Origin of the sequence: Candidatus Symbiopectobacterium endolongispinus, from assembly GCF_018777385.1 — a bacterium.
GTDB lineage: Bacteria > Pseudomonadota > Gammaproteobacteria > Enterobacterales > Enterobacteriaceae > Symbiopectobacterium > Symbiopectobacterium endolongispinus.
In genome coordinates this window covers 24,396-42,200 of record NZ_JAFJYB010000007.1, presented here as the reverse complement: position 1 = coordinate 42,200, position 17,805 = coordinate 24,396, and the positions used below count along the sequence as shown (strand labels likewise).

9 protein-coding genes and 9 pseudogenes are annotated in these 17,805 nt (G+C 55.7%); 11 read left to right on the top strand and 7 right to left on the bottom strand.

The genetic code is table 11. The features are described 5' to 3' along the window. Positions 1–15 precede the first annotated feature (15 nt). The 6 genes and pseudogenes from JZM30_RS21275 (at position 16) to JZM30_RS21250 (ending at position 6,256) form a co-directional block, all read left to right on the top strand. A complete protein-coding gene (locus JZM30_RS21275) occupies positions 16–1,557 on the top strand; it encodes a glutathione ABC transporter substrate-binding protein (protein ID WP_252321221.1) in 1,542 nt (513 codons plus the stop codon). A gap of 18 nt (positions 1,558–1,575) precedes the next feature. After that, positions 1,576–2,494: pseudogene (locus tag JZM30_RS21270) on the top strand (ABC transporter permease subunit). A gap of 8 nt (positions 2,495–2,502) precedes the next feature. After that, positions 2,503–3,406: pseudogene (locus JZM30_RS21265) on the top strand (ABC transporter permease subunit). A gap of 7 nt (positions 3,407–3,413) precedes the next feature. Continuing rightward, positions 3,414–4,472, top strand: coding sequence for a DmpA family aminopeptidase (locus tag JZM30_RS21260; protein WP_252321220.1), 1,059 nt, complete (start codon positions 3,414–3,416; stop codon positions 4,470–4,472). 10 nt (positions 4,473–4,482) lie between these two features. Beyond that, positions 4,483–5,291: pseudogene (locus JZM30_RS21255) on the top strand (M55 family metallopeptidase). A gap of 14 nt (positions 5,292–5,305) precedes the next feature. Beyond that, complete coding sequence (locus tag JZM30_RS21250) at positions 5,306–6,256, top strand: isoaspartyl peptidase/L-asparaginase family protein (protein WP_252321219.1); 951 nt, start codon at positions 5,306–5,308, stop codon at positions 6,254–6,256. A 46-nt stretch (positions 6,257–6,302) separates the two neighbouring features. Here the strand turns inward: JZM30_RS21250 and JZM30_RS21245 are convergent. The 6 genes and pseudogenes from JZM30_RS21245 to JZM30_RS21220 all read right to left on the bottom strand — a co-directional run bounded on the left by JZM30_RS21245 (position 6,303) and on the right by JZM30_RS21220 (position 12,879). Beyond that, positions 6,303–7,811 (bottom strand): annotated as a pseudogene (locus JZM30_RS21245) (serine hydrolase domain-containing protein). Then, positions 7,808–8,547 (bottom strand): annotated as a pseudogene (locus JZM30_RS21240) (ABC transporter ATP-binding protein). The pseudogenes JZM30_RS21245 and JZM30_RS21240 overlap by 4 nt, the downstream one beginning before the upstream one ends. Further along, positions 8,544–9,374 (bottom strand): ABC transporter ATP-binding protein, encoded by an 831-nt coding sequence (locus JZM30_RS21235; RefSeq protein WP_252321218.1) that lies wholly within the window; start codon positions 9,372–9,374, stop codon positions 8,544–8,546. The pseudogene JZM30_RS21240 and the gene JZM30_RS21235 overlap by 4 nt, the downstream one beginning before the upstream one ends. Beyond that, positions 9,375–10,277 (bottom strand): ABC transporter permease, encoded by a 903-nt coding sequence (locus tag JZM30_RS21230; protein ID WP_252321217.1) that lies wholly within the window; start codon positions 10,275–10,277, stop codon positions 9,375–9,377. It lies immediately after the preceding gene. Next, complete coding sequence (locus JZM30_RS21225; protein WP_252321303.1) at positions 10,274–11,284, bottom strand: ABC transporter permease; 1,011 nt, start codon at positions 11,282–11,284, stop codon at positions 10,274–10,276. Before JZM30_RS21225 ends, JZM30_RS21230 begins: the two co-directional genes overlap by 4 nt. Next, a pseudogene (locus tag JZM30_RS21220) lies at positions 11,284–12,879 on the bottom strand (ABC transporter substrate-binding protein). The gene JZM30_RS21225 and the pseudogene JZM30_RS21220 overlap by 1 nt, the downstream one beginning before the upstream one ends. A 199-nt stretch (positions 12,880–13,078) precedes the next feature. Here JZM30_RS21220 and JZM30_RS21210 point away from each other — a divergent pair. From JZM30_RS21210 to JZM30_RS21190, 5 genes and pseudogenes are all read left to right on the top strand, one after another. Further along, positions 13,079–14,139, top strand: a pseudogene (locus JZM30_RS21210) (dipeptidase). Between the two features lie 106 nt (positions 14,140–14,245). After that, a pseudogene (locus JZM30_RS21205) lies at positions 14,246–15,155 on the top strand (LysR family transcriptional regulator). A gap of 116 nt (positions 15,156–15,271) precedes the next feature. Next, on the top strand, positions 15,272–16,135 hold the full coding sequence (locus tag JZM30_RS21200; protein ID WP_252321215.1) for a YicC/YloC family endoribonuclease: 864 nt from the start codon (positions 15,272–15,274) through the stop codon (positions 16,133–16,135). Positions 16,136–16,367: 232 nt separating this feature from the next. After that, positions 16,368–16,589, top strand: coding sequence for a type II toxin-antitoxin system Phd/YefM family antitoxin (locus tag JZM30_RS21195; RefSeq protein WP_252321214.1), 222 nt, complete (start codon positions 16,368–16,370; stop codon positions 16,587–16,589). Continuing rightward, a pseudogene (locus JZM30_RS21190) lies at positions 16,586–16,978 on the top strand (type II toxin-antitoxin system death-on-curing family toxin). Before JZM30_RS21195 ends, JZM30_RS21190 begins: the two are co-directional and overlap by 4 nt. A 44-nt stretch (positions 16,979–17,022) precedes the next feature. Here JZM30_RS21190 and JZM30_RS21185 read toward each other — a convergent pair. After that, entirely contained in the window at positions 17,023–17,778 is a 756-nt protein-coding gene (locus JZM30_RS21185; protein WP_252321213.1) for an Ig-like domain-containing protein, read from the bottom strand. Between the last annotated feature and the right edge of the window lie 27 nt (positions 17,779–17,805).

The window sequence follows — 17,805 nt, the reverse complement described above, 5'->3', positions numbered from 1 at the left end:
ACCGGGAGACACAACATGAAGCCACTACGACATCGTTCCGCGCTGGCCATCGAGCTTTCACTCTGTCTGGCCGCTGCGGCTCAGGCACAAGATCTGCGCATCTCTATCTATGCCGATATTACCGGGCTTGACCAGCACGACACCTCAGATACTCTGAGCTACTCCATCCAGAGCGGTATCTTTGAGCGCCTGTTCCAGTTTGATAATCAAATGAAACTGGTACCGCGTCTGGCAACCGGATACACCAGCAATGACGATGCTACCGAGTTCGTGGTCACGCTACGCGAAGGCATCACTTTCCAAGACGGCGCGCCCTTTAATGCCGAAGCGGTCAAAGCCAACCTGGATCGCCTGGCCGATCAGAGCAAAGGTTTAAAACGTAATAGCCTGTTCAATATGGTAAAAACCGCCACCGTGCTGTCTCCGACGCAGGTGAAGATTGAACTGAACAAATCATTCGGTGCTTTCGTCAACACACTGGCACGCCCGTCTGCCGTGATGCACAGCCCGGAAGCGCTGAAGAAATACCCGAATGAAGCACAACTGCGCGTCCACCCGGTCGGCACCGGTCCGTTCAAATTCACAGAATGGCAGCAGGGCAAAGACGTCAAGCTGGTCAAGAATGACAGCTACTGGCAGAAAGGCTGGCCAAAAGTGGATAGCGTGACCTTCTACCCGACGCCGGAAGACTCCACGCGCGTGGCAGCCCTGAAATCCAGTCAGGTTGATGCGATTTATCCGCTGCCGTCCGATCTGCTAAGCACGGTGCAAAGCGACAGCAAGCTGGCCGTCCAACGTGACCCTGGTATTTATCAATTCTGGTTGGCGATGAATAACCTGCGCCCGCCCATGAATGACATCCGCGTGCGCCAGGCACTCAACTACGCCATCAACCGCGATGTGTGGCTGAAAGTCGGTTTTGCGGGCATGGGTACACCGGCAACGTCAGCAATGGCACCGGGCGTTCAGTTCTTCCAGGCACAAACCACGCCGAGCAACAACTACGATCCGGCCAAAGCCAAAGCGCTGTTGAAAGAAGCGGGTTATCCGGATGGCATCAGCCTCAAGCTGTGGACCACCAACCGTACCGATTACATCCGTAGCGCACAGTTCTTCAAGCAGCAGTTGGAACAGGTGGGCATCAAGATCACCGTGACACCGATGGATTCCGGGATGCGTAACGCCAAACTGTTCGGCGTGAAAGACCCGAAAGATGCGGAATTCGATCTGTTCTACAACGGCTGGTCGCCATCTACCGGTGATGCCGACTGGGCGCTGCGTCCGCTGTATGCCACCGAATCCTGGGTGCCTGCGGCTTATAACGTGGCCTACTACAGCAGTGCTGCCGCCGATAAAGCCATTATGGCTGGGTTGGCTACCGCCGATCTTGGCAAGCGCGCCGCTGCCTACGCCGAAGCACAGAAAGTGATTTGGGGTGATGCGCCCGTCGTGTTCCTGGGTACGCCGGACAATCTGGTCGGTAAAGCGAAAAATCTCTCTGGCGTTTACATGCTGGCAGATGGCTCGTTGATCTTCGATCAGGCTGAATTTAAGTAATCGCACGGGGAGAACGCCATGTTTGCTTATATCGTCCGACGTTTGCTGGAAATGATCCCAGCGCTACTGGTGGTCTACCTGTTAGTGTTCGGTTTTATCAAGCTGTTACCCGGCGATCCGGCACTGATTTATGCCGGGCCGGATGCCCCGATTGCCGCCGTGGAGGCCGCTCGCCAACTGTTAGGGCTCAACGATCCGTTGCCACAGCAGTATATTCGTTGGTTGGGTGGCTTGTTACGCGGCGATCTGGGGATCACCTATCGCACGCAGCAACCGGTGATGGATGTGATCGCCAAAAGCTTCATGCCCACCATGTGGCTGGCCCTGGCAGGCTTCGCCTGGTCAGTGATACTCGGCCTGTTGATTGGCGTGGTATCGGGATTAAAACGCGGAAAGTGGCAGGATTGGACGCTGATGAGCGCCGCAGTCGGCGGTATCTCTATGCCGCCTTTCTGGCTCGGATTGCTGCTGATCCAGTTTGTGGCGATGCCGTTTGGGGTCTTTTCCGTCAGCGGTTTACCAGCCGAGCGATATTGTGTTACCCGCTCTGACATTGGGAGCTTCCGTGGCCGCCGTAATGGCGCGCTTCACCCGCCCCGCCTTCCTTGAAGTAGCACAGGAAGATTATGTACGCACCGCGCGATCCAAAGGATTACGCCAACGGCTGATCACCTGGAAACACATCATGCGCAATGCGCTGATCCCCATTATCACTATGCTCGGCTTGCAATTTGGTTTTCTGCTGTGCGGGTCGATTGTGGTGGAAAGCGTCTTCAGTTGGCCCGGTCTGGGCTGGCTGCTGATTGAATCGATCAAGACACAGGACCAGCCGGTAATTCAGGCGCTGGTCATGCTGTTCGTGTTCGAATTTATTGTTATCAACCTGCTGGTCGACCTGCTCTACGCCGTGGTTAACCCAGCCATTCGTTTACGCTAGGAGCGATCATGAGCCACTCTACCGAGCCTACGATGACCGCCGCTGCGCAGGATAACGACGCCATTCGCTCACCGATGCGTGATTTTTGGCAGGCTTTTATCCAAAACCAGCTGGCGCTGGTGTCCGGCGGATTTATTCTGCTCTTGGTGCTGGTCGCGGCCTTCTCCCCCTTGGTTAGCCCCTTTTAATCCGATGGACCCGGATTGGATGGCACTGTCCGCACCGCCTTCCGCTACCCATTGGATGGGCGCCGACGATCTGGGACGCGATGTGATGAGCCGTATTATCTACGGTTCGCGTATCTCCTTATATATTGGCCTGTTTTCCGTCACGCTCGGCATGGTGGTCGGTATTGTGCTGGGCCTGCTGGCAGGATTTTATGGCCGCTGGATTGATATGCTGATCATGCGCAGCGCCGATGTGCTGTTCGCCTTCCCCGGTATGCTGTTGGCTATCGCGGTGGTTGCCATTCTCGGCCCGGGCTTGAATAACGTGATTATCGCCGTCGCGGTGCTCAGCGTGCCGGTGTTCGCACGTATTGTGCGCGCCTCCGCCTTAACCCTGAAACAAGCCGCCTACGTGGAAGCGGTGCGCAGCGCCGGCGCGCCGGATCGCATCTTGCTGATCCGCCATATTCTGCCTGCTACCTTGCCGAACGTGATCGTCTATTTCACCATGCGTATTGGCACCAGTATTCTCACTGCGGCCAGCCTGAGCTTTATCGGTCTTGGCCCAGAGCCAGACGTGCCTGAGTGGGGTAATATCCTCGCAATGAGCCGTAGCATGATGATGGCCGGTCAATGGCACGTCAGCGTCTTCCCCGGTCTGGCGATTTTCTTCACCGTGCTGTCATTCAATTTGTTAGGCGACGCCTTACGCGATACGCTGGATCCGAAACTGGAGAATGCATGAGAATCCTATGATGGCTTCTCAACAGGCGCACCTGCACGCCCTATTGCAGCGCTGGCGTGACCACCAGCAAGTCGGCGTGCCACGCATGCCCAGAGGTCCCGGCAACAGTCTGTGCGATGTGCCTGGCGTGCGCGTCGGGCACGAAACGCTGGCGCAGGGCGAAGTACAAACCGGCGTTACCGCTATTGTGCCACCCGGTGACAACCTGTTTACGCAGCCGCTGCCGTGCGGTGCCGCCGTCCTGAACGGTTTTGCCAAACCGGTTGGGCTGGTGCAGATGGAAGAGCTGGGGCAACTGCAAACCCCGATCCTGCTGAGTAATACGCTTGCTGTCGGCACACTGTTTACCACACTGGTGCGCAACGCCATTGCCAAAAATCCTGAACTCGGGCGCTCGATGCCCACGGTGAACCCGCTGGCACTGGAATGCAATGACGGCTGGCTGAACGACATTCAGGCATTGGCGGTGACTGAAGCCATGGCGCAGGCCGCACTGAGCAAAGCAGACACCCACTTTGCACGCGGTAGCGTCGGTGCCGGGCGCGGTATGAGCTGCTTCGGCCTGAAAGGAGGTATCGGCACCGCATCTCGTCTGATTCCCGAACTGAATGCCACACTGGGTGTGCTGGTGCTGGCCAATTTTGGCACGCTGGCATCGCTCACACTGGACGGACTGCACATCGGCCCCTTTATTGAACCGCTGCTGCCCGAGCTGGCACCACAACGCGATGCGGGGTCGATTATCATCATTATGGCAACCGATGCACCGCTAGATGCGCGCCAGCTTGGACGTATCGCCAAACGAGCCGGTGCCGGGCTGGGGCGTCTGGGCAGCTATTGGGGCCACGGCTCAGGCGACATCGCCGTCGCGTTTTCCACCCAACCCACGCCACAGCCGCCAGAAGAAGCAAAACTGGAATCGATGCTATGCGCCGCCGCCGATGCCACGGAACATGCCGTACTGGATGCCCTGCTCTGCGCCGACGCGGTGACCGGTTTTCGCGGCCACCATCGTCCGGCGTTGCGACAGGTGTTAGACCGTCTTGCACAACACGTTTTAGCGTAAGGACATAACCATGAAAGTGTTTATTTCTGCCGACATCGAAGGGATCGCCGGCGTGATGCGACCGGAGCAATGCAGCCCCGGACAAGCCGAGTATCAACTGGCTCGCGGGCTGATGGAGCATGAAGTGAACGCCGCCATTGACGGCGCTTTCGCCGGTGGCGCAACGGAAGTGGTGGTGGCCGACAGCCACGCTGCCATGACCAATCTGCGGGCAGAGAACATTGATGCCCGCGCCCGTCTGGTTCAGGGCAAACCGCGCGTATTGTCGATGGTGGACGGACTGGAGCAGGCCTGATGTTCATCGGCTACCACAGCGCTGCTGGAGAGCACGGCGTGCTGGCACACACCATCAATGGCCGCGCCTTTTATAGGGTGAAAATCAATGATGAAGTGATGGGTGAGAGCGATATCTATGCCGCCGCCGGTGCCGAAAAGGGAACCCAGCTGTGGCTGGTCAGCGGCGATAATATCCTGCAACAGTGGATAGCCCGCTATTATCCCCAAACGGGTTACGCCTGCGTCAAACGCGCCATTTCACAAACTTCGGCGGAATCGCTCAGCCCACCAGCGGCGCAGCAGTTAATTCGCACACAGGCACAGCAGGCCGTGCAGCGCGCACACCGTGAAAGAACGTCGCGTATTGCTGCGCCCTATCATCTGGAACTGATGACCGCCAAACCGGTGCTGGCGGATCTGTTTTGCCTGATCCCTGGGGTGGAACGCGGTGATGCGGTGATGGTACACTACACCGCACCCACCATGACAGATATCGTTCGCTTGCTAAGCACTTTTTCGTATCTGGCTACCACACAGAACTAATAAAGAGAGATGGCATGGTCAAGCCAGTCATTGTGATCCACGTAGGGGCGGGGGCATTAACCCGCTCCGCCATGAGCGCAGAAAAAGAGCAAGCCTACCGCGAAGCATTAAAAGCGATTGTCGCCAGCAGCCAGCAGATTCTCAGCCAGAGCGGCAGTGCGCTAGATGCCGTCACCGAAGCGGTACGGCTGTTGGAAGAGTGTCCGTTGTTTAATGCCGGGCACGGTTCAGTCTTTACGCACGATGAAACCCATGAACTCGATGCCAGCATCATGGACGGCCGCACACGGGATGCTGGTGCCATTAGTTGCGTCAGCCATATCCGCAACCCGGTATTGGCCGCAAGGGCCGTCATGGAGCAGAGCCAGCACGTAATGTTTACCGCGGCGTTCGCACGTAAGCAGGGACTGGGGATGGTCGAACCCGACTTCTTCTCAACCGATGCCCGGCGTGAACAGCTACATCACGCACAAGCGGGAGAAGGTCGTGTTGTGCTGGATCACGATGGTCGGCGCGATGTGGCTCAAGGTGACCCGATTGATCCGGAACGCAAATATGGCACCGTCGGTGCCGTGGCATTGGACAGCGCAGGCAATCTCGCCGCCGCCACCTCAACCGGCGGCATGACCAACAAGCAGGCCGGACGCGTAGGTGATAGCCCTATCGTTGGCGCAGGCTGCTACGCCAACAAAAATACCGTCGCCGTCTCTTGTACCGGCACAGGTGAAGTGTTTATCCGCTGCGTAGCGGCCTATGATGTCTCTGCGTTAATGGATTATGCCGGGCTGACACTAGAGCAGGCTGGCGAGCGCGTTGTGATGGAAAAACTGCTGCCTCTGGATGGCAGCGGCGGCCTGATCGCCGTCGATAAAGCGGGAAACATCGCTTTGCCGTTCAACAGTGAAGGGATGTATCGTGGTTATGGCTATGTAGGCCAAGCCCCGTGGGTTGGCATTTACCGCTAATGTACAGGTAGCGGAATGCCCTGTGCTGGCATTCCGCGTATTCAGCTTACGCCCAGTTCACTTCGCCGCGTCGCGCCGTAACCACCCGGCTGCGGTTAAGCAAAAACGTCATGTTATTGCCTTCGATATGCAACGCAAAACGTTTCTCCCACGGGCCATCCTGCGCGGTCGCTAACAGCCGAACTTGACCCAGACACTCCAGCGAAGCAACCGGCGCCGAGGGTCCAATCCCCATCACCAGACGGTCGCCTTCAATCAGCCATTCACTGCGCCATTCCGGGCAGAACCAACGGCCTTGCGCTTGAGCGAGAGAATCATCGCGATGTGGCAGCACAAAGCGTTTGGCGGCGTGGCCTATTTCACCTTCAATCACTACCCCCTTCTGACGCAACTGCATCGGCAAATGGCTGGAGAGCGATATCGCTCCGTCTCCTGACGGATAGAGCGTTTCGGTTGCGCCCAACCAGCAGGCGTTGTTGCCACTGATTTCCAGCCACTCGCTGCTGTTTTCCGCCACATACAGCCCTGGCATCAGCGCATGGCCCGGCTGCGGTAACGCTTGCCCGGTCAGCGCCGCCATGATGCGCAGTGCGCTGTCATAGGTGGATACGTCCTCACGGTTTGCCACCAACGCCAACCCGATACCCCGCTGCGGATCGAGAAGAAAATAGCTCTTGTAACCCGCATGAGAACCGCCGTGGCCGACCCAATGCACATCACCAAAGCGTGAATGGGCACCCCCTAAACCATAGCCGGTCACGCGACCATCCGTTAGCTGTCGCGGTGCGGTCAGGCGCGCCAATACCCCGCGCCCCGGTCCCTAATCGCGCAACAGCGTTTGCAGCCAGGTGCTCAAATAACGCACGCTGCCGGACGCGGACAGATGCAGCCCGGCACTCGCCAGTTGCCAACCGCCGTCACTGTGCCAATACCACGGCACTAACCCAGGCACAATATCGAACCAGGTTTTCGGTGCCCAAAGGTGAATATCCAATGGCTGGCAAATGTGCTGCTGCAAGCGTTCAGCAAAAAAAATGCCCTTGGCTTTCAGCGCCTCCTCCACCAGCCGATAGCCGGTATTGGAATAGGAAATCTCACTGCCTGCCGGATAGTTTAATTTATCCAGTGCGGCAACAAACGCCAGCAAATCATCAGACTGCGTGGCGTTGTAGACCGATAGCCAGAGCAACGATAGCGTTTCACGCAAATCGTGCAGCCCGGCCGTCATATCCAACGCCTGACCAACGGTAACCTGCCCGCTCGGGCCGCGCAGTTGGGGCAGATGCTGTGCCAATCGGTCGTCGAGCGCGATAACGTCCGCTAACGGCCCGGTGACCAGCGAAGCAAATAAATGTTTGGTTACCGAGGCAAAACGCACCACGCTATCCGCGCTAAACGGCGTGCCTTGCGCCAAATCCGCCAGACCACCGCAGCTTAATGCCCGTAACTGATTGCTATCAAACAGCGCAATTGCGCCGCCGGGCTGCCCCTCTCCCTGCCATTGTGCCGTGATGGACTGCGCCACCTCCGTCGCCCGCTGCAAATCAAGCGTCATGCGGGTTCCTCCAATGCGATACTCAATGCATACAACTCAGCGGTTGAGGATGTTGAATCAGCCCGGCACGTAACTGCTCCGCGCTCAAGATTTCCACCATCTCTCCTTGCTGCATCACCCCCACCTGCTCGCACAAGTGGGTCACCACGGCCAGATTATGGCTCACCATCAGGTAGGTCAGCTTACGCTCCTGCCGGATATCTGCCAGCAGATTCAAGATCTCAGCCTGTACCGACACATCCAGCGCGGAGGTCGGTTCATCCAGCAGCAGTACCTCCGGCTCGACAATCAGCGCACGCGCGATGGCAACGCGCTGGCGCTGCCCGCCTGACAACTGATGCGGGAAACGAAAACGCACCGCGGCAGGCAGGCCAACATCATCCAGCATTTTGGCAATGCGCTGTTCGGCATTGTCAACACGATGCACCAGCAGTGGCTCTTGTAAAATGCGATCGATGGTTTGGCGCGGATGCAAGGAACCGTATGAGTCCTGAAACACCATCTGCACATGACGGAAGAAATCCCGCCCGCGTTTGGCGCCGAGGGCCATGCCTCCGAACAACATCTCACCCTGCCAGTGATCGTTCAAACCGGCCAGCGCGCGCAGAATGGTCGATTTACCGGAACCACTCTCGCCGACAATGCCAAAACTGCCGCCACTCTCTACCTGAAAAGAGACGCCCTTGACCACCTCGGTAGCGCCAAACGCGATACGCAAGTTATTTAAGGTAATCATCCGTTTTTCCACGCCTCATCACGTTTCATTACCGGCAACCGTTCACGCGGGTGTTTCAGTGACGGTAAGCAGGCCAAAAGCCCCTGGGTATACGGGTGCTGCGCAAGCTGGAGATCTTTGGCGGCCAGCATCTCCACCACGCGTCCGGCATACATCACCGCCACGCGATCGCAGAAATGCGATACCAACGGCAAGTCATGGCTGATCAAAATCAGCCCCATGCCGCGCTGGGAGACCAGATCGTCGATCAGCTTGAGGATATCGGCCTGCACCGTGGCATCCAACGCGCTGGTCGGCTCGTCCGCAATCAGCAGCTCCGGGTCTGGGGCCAGCATCATGGCAATCATCGCCCGTTGCCCCATCCCGCCGGACACCTCATGCGGATAGCGCGCTGCCACCTGATGCGGTTCGCGAATGCGCACCTGCTCCAACAAATCGGTCGCCGCCGCCAACGCAGCACGGTGCGAGCCGCCCTTATGCTCACGCCATGCTTCGGCGATCTGTTGACCGATCGTCATCACCGGATTGAGGGAGTATTTCTGGTCTTGCAGAATAAAGCCCACCCGCTTGCCGCGAATGCGACGTAAGGTCTTTTCATACGCGCTGCGCAAATCGATGCCGTCAAAGCTGAGCTTATCCGCCTCCACGCGCGCGCTGCCGGGCAGCAGTTGCATTAGGCTGCGCGCCGTCAGGGATTTGCCTGAACCGCTCTCCCCGACAATCGCGAATTTCTCTTTGCCAATACTGAGCGAAACGCCACGTACCGCTTCAAACGTCTGTGTGCGACTCGCAAACGTAATACGCAAGTTTTCAATTTCCACCAGCATTTAGCGCTCCTTAGGATCCAGTACGTCACGCAAACCGTCACCCAAAAAGTTAAACGCCAGCGAGGTCATGAAAATGGCGATACACGGCACCAACGGCACCCACCATTCCGAGAATAAGAAACGTCGCGCGATAGCAATCATGGTGCCCCATTCCGGCGAAGGCGGCTGCGCCCCCATACCTAGAAAGCCCAGACTGGCCGCCGTGATGATGATAGAACTCATATCCAGCGTGATACGCACCACCAGACTCGGCACGCAGAGCGGCATAATGTGGCGCACGATAATGCGCAACGGCGTCACCCCCGTGAGCTTGCAGGCAGCGATAAAATCACTGTGACGAAACTGCATGGTTTCCGCCCGCGCCAAGCGCGCATAGGGCGGCCAGGCCGTCAGCGCAATCGCCAAGATGGCGCTCTCGACACCGGGCTTCAACGCAGCAACAAACGCCAACGCCAGAATCAAGCGAGGGAAGGAGAGGAAAATATCCGTTACGCGCATCAGGGTTTTGTCTAACCAGCCACCGACATACCCGGCGACACAGCCAATCAGCAGCCCTAACGGCGCAGTCAGCACTACTACGGTGATCACCATACCGAGGGTGGTACGGCCGCCATACAGAATACGGGTGTAGATATCACGCCCTAATTCATCCGTGCCGAACCAATGGGCAGCGGAAGGTGGTGCCAACCGGTTTGCCAGATCCTGAAATCCCGACTGATAAGACGTCAACCAAGGCGCGAGGGATGACAACACCAGTACGGCCAGAATCACCACCAATCCGATCATTGCCATCGGATTAGCCTGTAGCCCCAACCATAAGCGATAACGTCGCCCCCAGATGGCCTGACGGCGCGTCGCGGGCGTTTCGTCGAGCAACCATGCTCGTGAGACAGGAAAAATCATTTTACGCGCGGGTCCCAAAGTCGATAGAGAATGTCAGCCAGCAAATTGAGCAGCACGTACACGGTGCCCACCAGCAGCGTGGCACCAATCACCGGGTTCATGTCGGCATTCATTAATGCCGTGGTGAGGTATTGGCCCAGCCCCGGCCAAGCGAACACGTTTTCCGTGACCACCGCCCCTTCCAACAGCCCGGCATAGGTCAGTGCCAATACGGTCACCAATTGCACCGCAACGGTCGGAAAGGCGTGACGCCAGATCACCCGACGCGACGACAGCCCTTTGGCGCGCGCGGTAATGACGTATTCACCGCTTAACGCATTGAGCATGAAGGTACGCGTCATACGGGTGATATAGGCCATGCTGAAATAGGCGAGGATCAAGACCGGCTGCGCCATATGTGCCAGCGCATCGTGGAAGGCGGCATAATCCCCAGCCAACAGCGAATCCACCGTGAGCAAGCCCGTCACCTGCGGCACCATATCCTGAAAAATGATGTCCTGACGCCCCTGTCCCGGAGCAATACCGAGTACGGCATAGAAGATAAGCAAGCTAATCAGTGCCAGCACAAACACCGGCAACGAGTGCCCCGCCAGACAAACCACACGAATGGTTTGATCGACCCAGGTACTCTGCCTCACTGCGGCCCACACGCCGAGTGGAATGCCGACTAGCGCAGCGATAATGATAGCTGTGGTAGCCAACTCCAACGTTGCCGGGAAGAAACGTGCGATATCCGTCATCACGGGATTGGACGTGAGGATCGAATTGCCGAGATCGCCGCGCAACAGTTGCGAAAGATAGCGGCCAAACTGCACCCACAGGGGCTGATTCAGCCCCATCTCTTCACGCGCACGTTGCACCACGTATTCCGGCGCATTGTCCCCCACCATCGCCAGCACCGGATCGGTGGGCATGATGCGACCGATAAAAAAGGTCAGCACCGACAACCCCAACAGCGTGAGCAGCAAGCTGCCCAGCGTACTGAGAATACGTTTTGCTATCGGAATCAGGCTTTTTTCACCTGATCGTACGGGTTATCGCGCAGTACCGTCATGTTCACACCGCTGATGTTTTTGCGGCAAGCAATCGGCAAGGTGTTTTGCATCAGGAAAATAAACGGGCTGTGCTCACGGTGCTCACGCTGGATAGTTTCATACAGCGCAATGCGCTTGGCGGAATCGCTTTCATGCAACGCCTGCTCGGTTAACGTATTGAATTTTTCGTCAGACCAGTCGCAGCGCCATGCCAGAGTACGGCTGCGAGCATTTTCCGTGTTATCGAGATTGACGCAAAACGCTTCCGTGTTCGAGTTGTGATCGAAATAGTCAGCGCCCAAGGCCGTGATCGCCAGTTGGTGCTGACGGGCACGCATTTTGGTCAACACCGCGCGGTTTTCAGAAGAGACAAGCTTCACCTTGATCCCCACGGCCCCCAGCTGAGTCTGGATGGCCTGTGCAATATCCGGATACGGCTGTGCAGAACAGTGATCGATGGTGATTTCGAACCCGTTGGGATAACCCGCTTCTGCCAGCAGCGCTTTCGCCTTGGCCACATCCTGATGGAATGGCGCATCGTCCAGTGCCGCAGGGAAGCCACCCGGCAGGAAGCTCTGATGTACGCGGTGCGTCAGCGGAATGATGTTTTTCTGAATGGCCTCATAATCAATCGCCCATTTCAGTGCCTGCCACACCTGAGGTTTTTTCAGTAATTAATTGGTGGTGTTGCACGACATTAACATAATGGTCGAAACGTCACGACGGATCACACTGAACTCAGGATCGTTGGCGATCGGGCGCAGTTGTTCGCTGGTCAGATCGCGGGCGATATCCACATCCCCTTTTTGCAGCATCAGCAACTGCGCCGCAGGATCGGTAATGTGCTTCATGATCACGCGCTGAATTTTGCTGTCAGTCTGGAAGTGGGGGTTCTTCTCCAGAATGATGCTTTCGCTCGCTTTCCAACTGCGCAGCGTGAACGGGCCAGACCCGGCGCTGTGCTGTTTAATCCAGGCGTAGCCAAAATCGCCGTCCTGTTGGTTCGCCAGCGCGGCTTTCTTCTGCACGATGCTGCCCACCGGCGCAGAGAGGCAATAGAGCAGGAAAGATTCTGCCGCTGGCTTGTCTAGGTTCAGCACCAGCGTACTGGCATCCGGCGCGGTGATGTGCTGATCCACGTTATCCTTGGTGAAACCGAACTGGTTGATGATGAAGGCGGGGCTTTTATCCATTTTAACCGCGCGCTGTAACGAGAACGCCGCATCGTCTGCGGTGACCGGCGTGCCATCAGAGAATTTTGCTTTTGGATCAATATGGAAGGTAAAGGTCTTCCCTTAATTGCTCACTTCCCAGTGCGTGGCCAACTCACCTTTCACTTCGCTGGGTTTCAGTGGGTTCGGCATTACCAGACGCTGGTAAAGGTTGCCCACAATCTCAGAACCTACCGCTTCAAAACTTTCATGGGGATCAAGGCTGGTCATGTTATCCAGTTGCATCGCCATCACCAGCATGGTGGGAGGCGTGGCAGCGAAAGCGGAGTGCAGGTTCAGATAGGATAAAAAAGGTACGGCGCCACAACCGGCGAGAAAACGTCTCCTGGTAAGCAGTAACCAATCAAGTTATTGATATATTTAACAATTAATTGGATTTATTTCATATCCAGCCTTGACATAGCCAAACGGGATTAGCTTAAATGAACGCACCAGGACATCCATTCCCTGCGCAATCATTTGTCCATTTTGGGGCAACGTGCACCTTAATGGGGCAAATACCGTTTCATCGCATCCTGAGCCGATAACTTTGAATATGTCTAACAATTTCCTAACGGGTACGCAACGCCCTTTCCCTGTATTTGACGGGCATAACGATGTTTTATTACGCCTCTACTCCTCCCACCGGGAGGATGCGGTCAGTGCCTTTCTACAAGGCCCAGCCGCGGGTCAAATCGATCTGCCGCGTATCCGACAAGGGGGACTGGCTGGCGGATTATTCGCCGTTTATGTCCCATCCCCTAAAGACCCAGCAAAATATGTACCAGAAAACGATAGTTTGTTTGTGAACCACGTGACACCATCGATGGAATCTGCCAGAGAGATAACCTTTTCAATGATTTCCGCGCTGTTGCGCATTGAGGCTGCCTCCGCAGGACAAGCCAAAATTTGCCACAGTGTTGCCGATATTCGTCACTGTATGGCGACGGGAACCCTGGCGATGGTGTTGCACATTGAAGGTGCAGAAGCGCTCGATCCCGATCTGGAACTGCTTGATATCCTTTATGCTGCGGGTTTACGCACCCTGGGCCCACTCTGGAGTCGACCGAATATCTTCGGCGACGGCGTACCGTTTCGTTTCCCTTCTTCGCCCGATATCGGTTCCGGACTGACGGAAACCGGCCTGCGTCTGGTGAAAGCCTGTAACGCCAAACGCATCATGGTAGATTTGTCGCACATGGATGAAAAATGGTTCTGGCAGACCGCACGCATCAGCGATGCCCCACTGGTTGCCAGCCACTCCAACGCCCACGCACTCTGCGCTCAGTCCCTCAATCTGACAGACAAACAGCTGGACGCCATTCGTGAAAGCAACGGTTTTGTCGGCGTGAATTTCGGTACTGCCTTCCTGCGCGCCGATGGTAAGAAAGACCCGAACGCCACGGTGGAAGAGATTGTCCGCCATGTCTATTACCTGCTGAACAAGCTGGGAGAAGACGGCGTTGGTTTTGGTTCCGATTTTGATGGCACCACCGTGCCGCCAGATCTGCATGATGTCGCAGGACTGCCAATCCTGGTCGAGGCGCTGACACGGCGTGGATACGATCGCCCATTGCTGGAAAAATTTGCTACGGCAACTGGTTGCGTGTACTGTAAGCCACCTGTGATAAATAACCACGGGCCAAAGTATCGGGTGGCGTGGATATTGCATGGAATTTGCTCAAGGTGAAATTATGACCTAACCAACACGGAGCACCTGTCCATGCGCTTACGCCACATCGAAATCTTCCAGGCTATTCTTCAGGCTGGCGCCATCAGCGGTGCTGCCCGCTTGCTGAACGTTTCACAACCGAACGTCAGCCGGGTGCTCAACCACGCTGAGCAGCAACTGGGATTTGCCCTGTTTGAACGCGGCGCACAGGGCATGGTGGCAACCCGCGAAGGACAGCGCTTGATCCCTGAAGTACAGGAGCTTTACATCCATCTGCAAGCCATTGGTTCACTGACGGAGCAGATGAGACGGAATCGGGTACAAACGGTGCGACTGGGGGGCGGCGCATGCGTTTAGCCAAATGGTGGTTGCACCAACCATGGTGGAATTTCACAAGCAAGAAGCGCGCGTCAACGTAGAGTTGGTTACCGAGCACTTCTCCACGCTGTGTCAAAATATTCTGCAAGACCAACTCGATTTTGCGCTGGTCTTTGGTCAGCAAGTACCTGCCGCCCTGCTGGCAGAGCCGCTGTTTCAAGCCTATATGGTCGCAGTGTTGCCCAAAGACAGCCCGCAGAACGGGCCGGTATCGCTGGAGTGGCTCTGTTCCAATAACCTGCTGATGATGCAGCAGCAAGATCCGTTAGGCCAGGTGCAGCACCGTGCGTTACGCGCCAAAGGACTGACACCGATGTCATCGGTATATATTAAAACCTACTCGGTGATTGCCGATATGGTGCTGGCAGGCGGCGGCGCGGGTATCGTCGATCTGTTTACCGCGCATCGCTATGCCGATATGTTGAAAATCGTACCGATTGCACAGCCGCTGCCGTTAGAAGTAACATTGATCAGCCGCCGCGACAACCCGCAATCACGCGCCGCATTGCAGCTGAAGCAACTGATGAAAAACAAATGCTGGGAGATTGCCCAACAAAACGAAGGTCTGTTTCACGCGGCATAATGCGGCAGCGTTCTGAAATCCTGCTGTGCGCCAGCCACTCAACTGATTTTATCCTACCCTGCAAAACCATGGGCGCGTTATACTCGCCTTATCACTTGCTAAACAGGTAAATACCGATGATCCGCAGTATGACCGCCTACGCCCGCCGTGACATCAAGGGCGGCTGGGGTAACGCCGCGTGGGAGCTTCGCTCCGTTAACCAGCGTTATCTTGAAACATACATCCGTTTACCGGAACAGTTCCGCAGTCTGGAGCCGGTGATTCGTGAGCGTATTCGCGCCCGTCTGACGCGCGGAAAAATCGAATTCAACCTGCGTTTTGAACTCGCCCCGAGTGCGCAAGGCTGCTTGATCCTGAATGAAAAGTTGGCAAAACAACTGGTTGAAGCCGCCAACTGGGTCAAAATGCAGGGTGATGAGGGGGAAATCAATCCCGTTGATATCCTGCGTTGGCCGGGCGTGATGTCCGCGCAAGAGCAAGATCTCAATGCGATCAGCAAGGAGTTGATGACCGCACTGGAAAAAGCGCTGGATGATTTTATCACCGCGCGCGAAACCGAAGGTGCCGCGCTGAAACTGCTCATTGAACAACGCCTTGCAGGCGTGAGTGCCGAAGTGGTGAAAGTGCGCACACACATGCCGACCATTCTGCAATGGCAGCGCGAACGCCTGCTCAACAAGCTGGAAGAAGCGCAGGTGCAGTTAGAAAACAACCGGCTGGAACAGGAACTGGTGCTGTTAGCACAGCGTGTTGACGTTGCCGAAGAGCTGGACCGGCTCGAAGCGCACGTTAAAGAGACCTACAACATCCTGAAAAAACCGGAAGCCGTTGGCCGCCGTCTGGACTTCATGATGCAAGAATTCAACCGCGAATCTAACACGTTGGCCTCCAAATCCATCAACGCCGACGTCACTGCCAGCGCCATTGAGCTGAAGGTGCTGATTGAGCAGATGCGCGAGCAAATCCAGAATATTGAGTAATTTCAAGCAGCATACATTGAATTCCACAACGCCCTTTTCAGGGCGTTTTTATTGCCAGCAACCCCATCGTTAGAAGACAAATGAAGCAAGCCGTTCTGATCGCTTCCGAAGATCGTTTCTCGGACAACGGGAAGGGATTAACATCAACGCTCATGACTAACCATATAATTTTTATCATTGAATCAAACAGCGCTAAGCGTACAACTGAAATGTACATTTCAGGAGACATATCATGCGTACTTACATCTCAACGCAGGCACGGGCCAAGATTTCAGAGGTATTGGATGCGGCCACGCATGGCGAACCGGTTGAAATCACTCGTCGAGACGGTAGCGCAGCAGTGATTATCAGCAAGGCTGAATTTGAGGCATACCAAAACGCTAAGCTGGATGCCGAGTTTGATATGATGATGCAACGTCATGCTCATGCGGTTGAAGCGCTGATAAACCGATGATAGGGATCAGCGCCCAGGAAGTTATCGCTTTCCATAACCGCATATTGTAACGGCTTCCCGGCGTTACTGGCATGCCTGCTACCGGCAGGGCTGAAGTACTCATCTATCGGGTGCAAAACAGAACGCATTATGAAGGTGCTACCGATGTCTTTGAGCTCGCCGCCACCTACTGGGTCGCGATCGCTCATGGACAGATTTTTAACGATGGGAATGAACGCACTGCGTTTTTTGTTACCATGACCTCCCGCTACCGTAACGGTATCAGAATTCGTAATACCGACACTATGCTGGAAAACTTAACGGTAGAGGCAGCAACTGGCGAGAAAACCGTCGATCAATTAGCACAGCATTTACGTGACTTAGTGGAGAATGTTATTCCAGTTCGTTAAGAATCTTCATTTGTAACAGCGAGCTGACAGCCCTGGACAGGCAACTACCTGACAATCTGCAACGCCACATGCAGCAAGTATTCCACCTCAAAATCTCCTGAGCCACTTCTCGCAGAGAAATGGATATCACCCACGTAACTCCCTGGCGGCAAGGCTGCATTATCGTCTGCCGAGAACACCAGCTCAGCATCCATACCATTCCCGGCCTTGGCACAGCTAATCGCGTCATTGAGCGGCCTGAGCTTACAGCCAGAGTGGCGATATCCTCTGAATTTCACCGTATAGCGATTTTCATCCGCTTGATTCATCAACGTCGCTACTAAAGCCTGATCGTTACGTGATGACCAGACCAATTGCTGGGGGCCAAGGGTCGGCGCTTTTGCGACAACTCCTAGTGATGAATACCCCTTGACCGGTACCGAGCGATATCTGACACCTTCGCTCGCAATATCCCAGGAATCCTCAATAAATCCTATGGTCTTGACGCTGACATCACTCACGCTGGAATGGTTAATAGCGGCGGTAACCGTTACCTTACCTTTATCAACACTTTTTAAGCTGGCATTGGCGATACCCTGCGCAGATGTTAGTGTCTTGCTGGCTGACAAGTGACCAAATGAATGACGCCATTGTACTACGACATTAGGAACAGGATTACCGTGTGCATCACTAATCAAGGCAGTAAACTGAACATAATCAATGCCATCACCTGCCAGTAAGGATTTATCCGCAGACAGAGACTCGACCTTGGCAGTCGTCACATCGGCCTTAAGCGCAAATCTTGCCGATAATGATGCCATCGCCACGCCATCAAGCCGTGGCGTTAC

What these genes read in the sequence shown, in the direction of transcription:
- JZM30_RS21275 (WP_252321221.1), top strand. Translation starts at nt 16, where the DNA reads ATGAAGCCACTACGACATCGTTCCGCGCTGGCCATCGAGCTTTCACTC.
- JZM30_RS21260 (WP_252321220.1), top strand. Translation starts at nt 3,414, where the DNA reads ATGATGGCTTCTCAACAGGCGCACCTGCACGCCCTATTGCAGCGCTGG.
- JZM30_RS21250 (WP_252321219.1), top strand. Translation starts at nt 5,306, where the DNA reads ATGGTCAAGCCAGTCATTGTGATCCACGTAGGGGCGGGGGCATTAACC.
- JZM30_RS21235 (WP_252321218.1), bottom strand. Translation starts at nt 9,374, where the DNA reads ATGCTGGTGGAAATTGAAAACTTGCGTATTACGTTTGCGAGTCGCACA.
- JZM30_RS21230 (WP_252321217.1), bottom strand. Translation starts at nt 10,277, where the DNA reads ATGATTTTTCCTGTCTCACGAGCATGGTTGCTCGACGAAACGCCCGCG.
- JZM30_RS21200 (WP_252321215.1), top strand. Translation starts at nt 15,272, where the DNA reads ATGATCCGCAGTATGACCGCCTACGCCCGCCGTGACATCAAGGGCGGC.
- JZM30_RS21195 (WP_252321214.1), top strand. Translation starts at nt 16,368, where the DNA reads ATGCGTACTTACATCTCAACGCAGGCACGGGCCAAGATTTCAGAGGTA.
- JZM30_RS21185 (WP_252321213.1), bottom strand. Translation starts at nt 17,778, where the DNA reads ATGGCATCATTATCGGCAAGATTTGCGCTTAAGGCCGATGTGACGACT.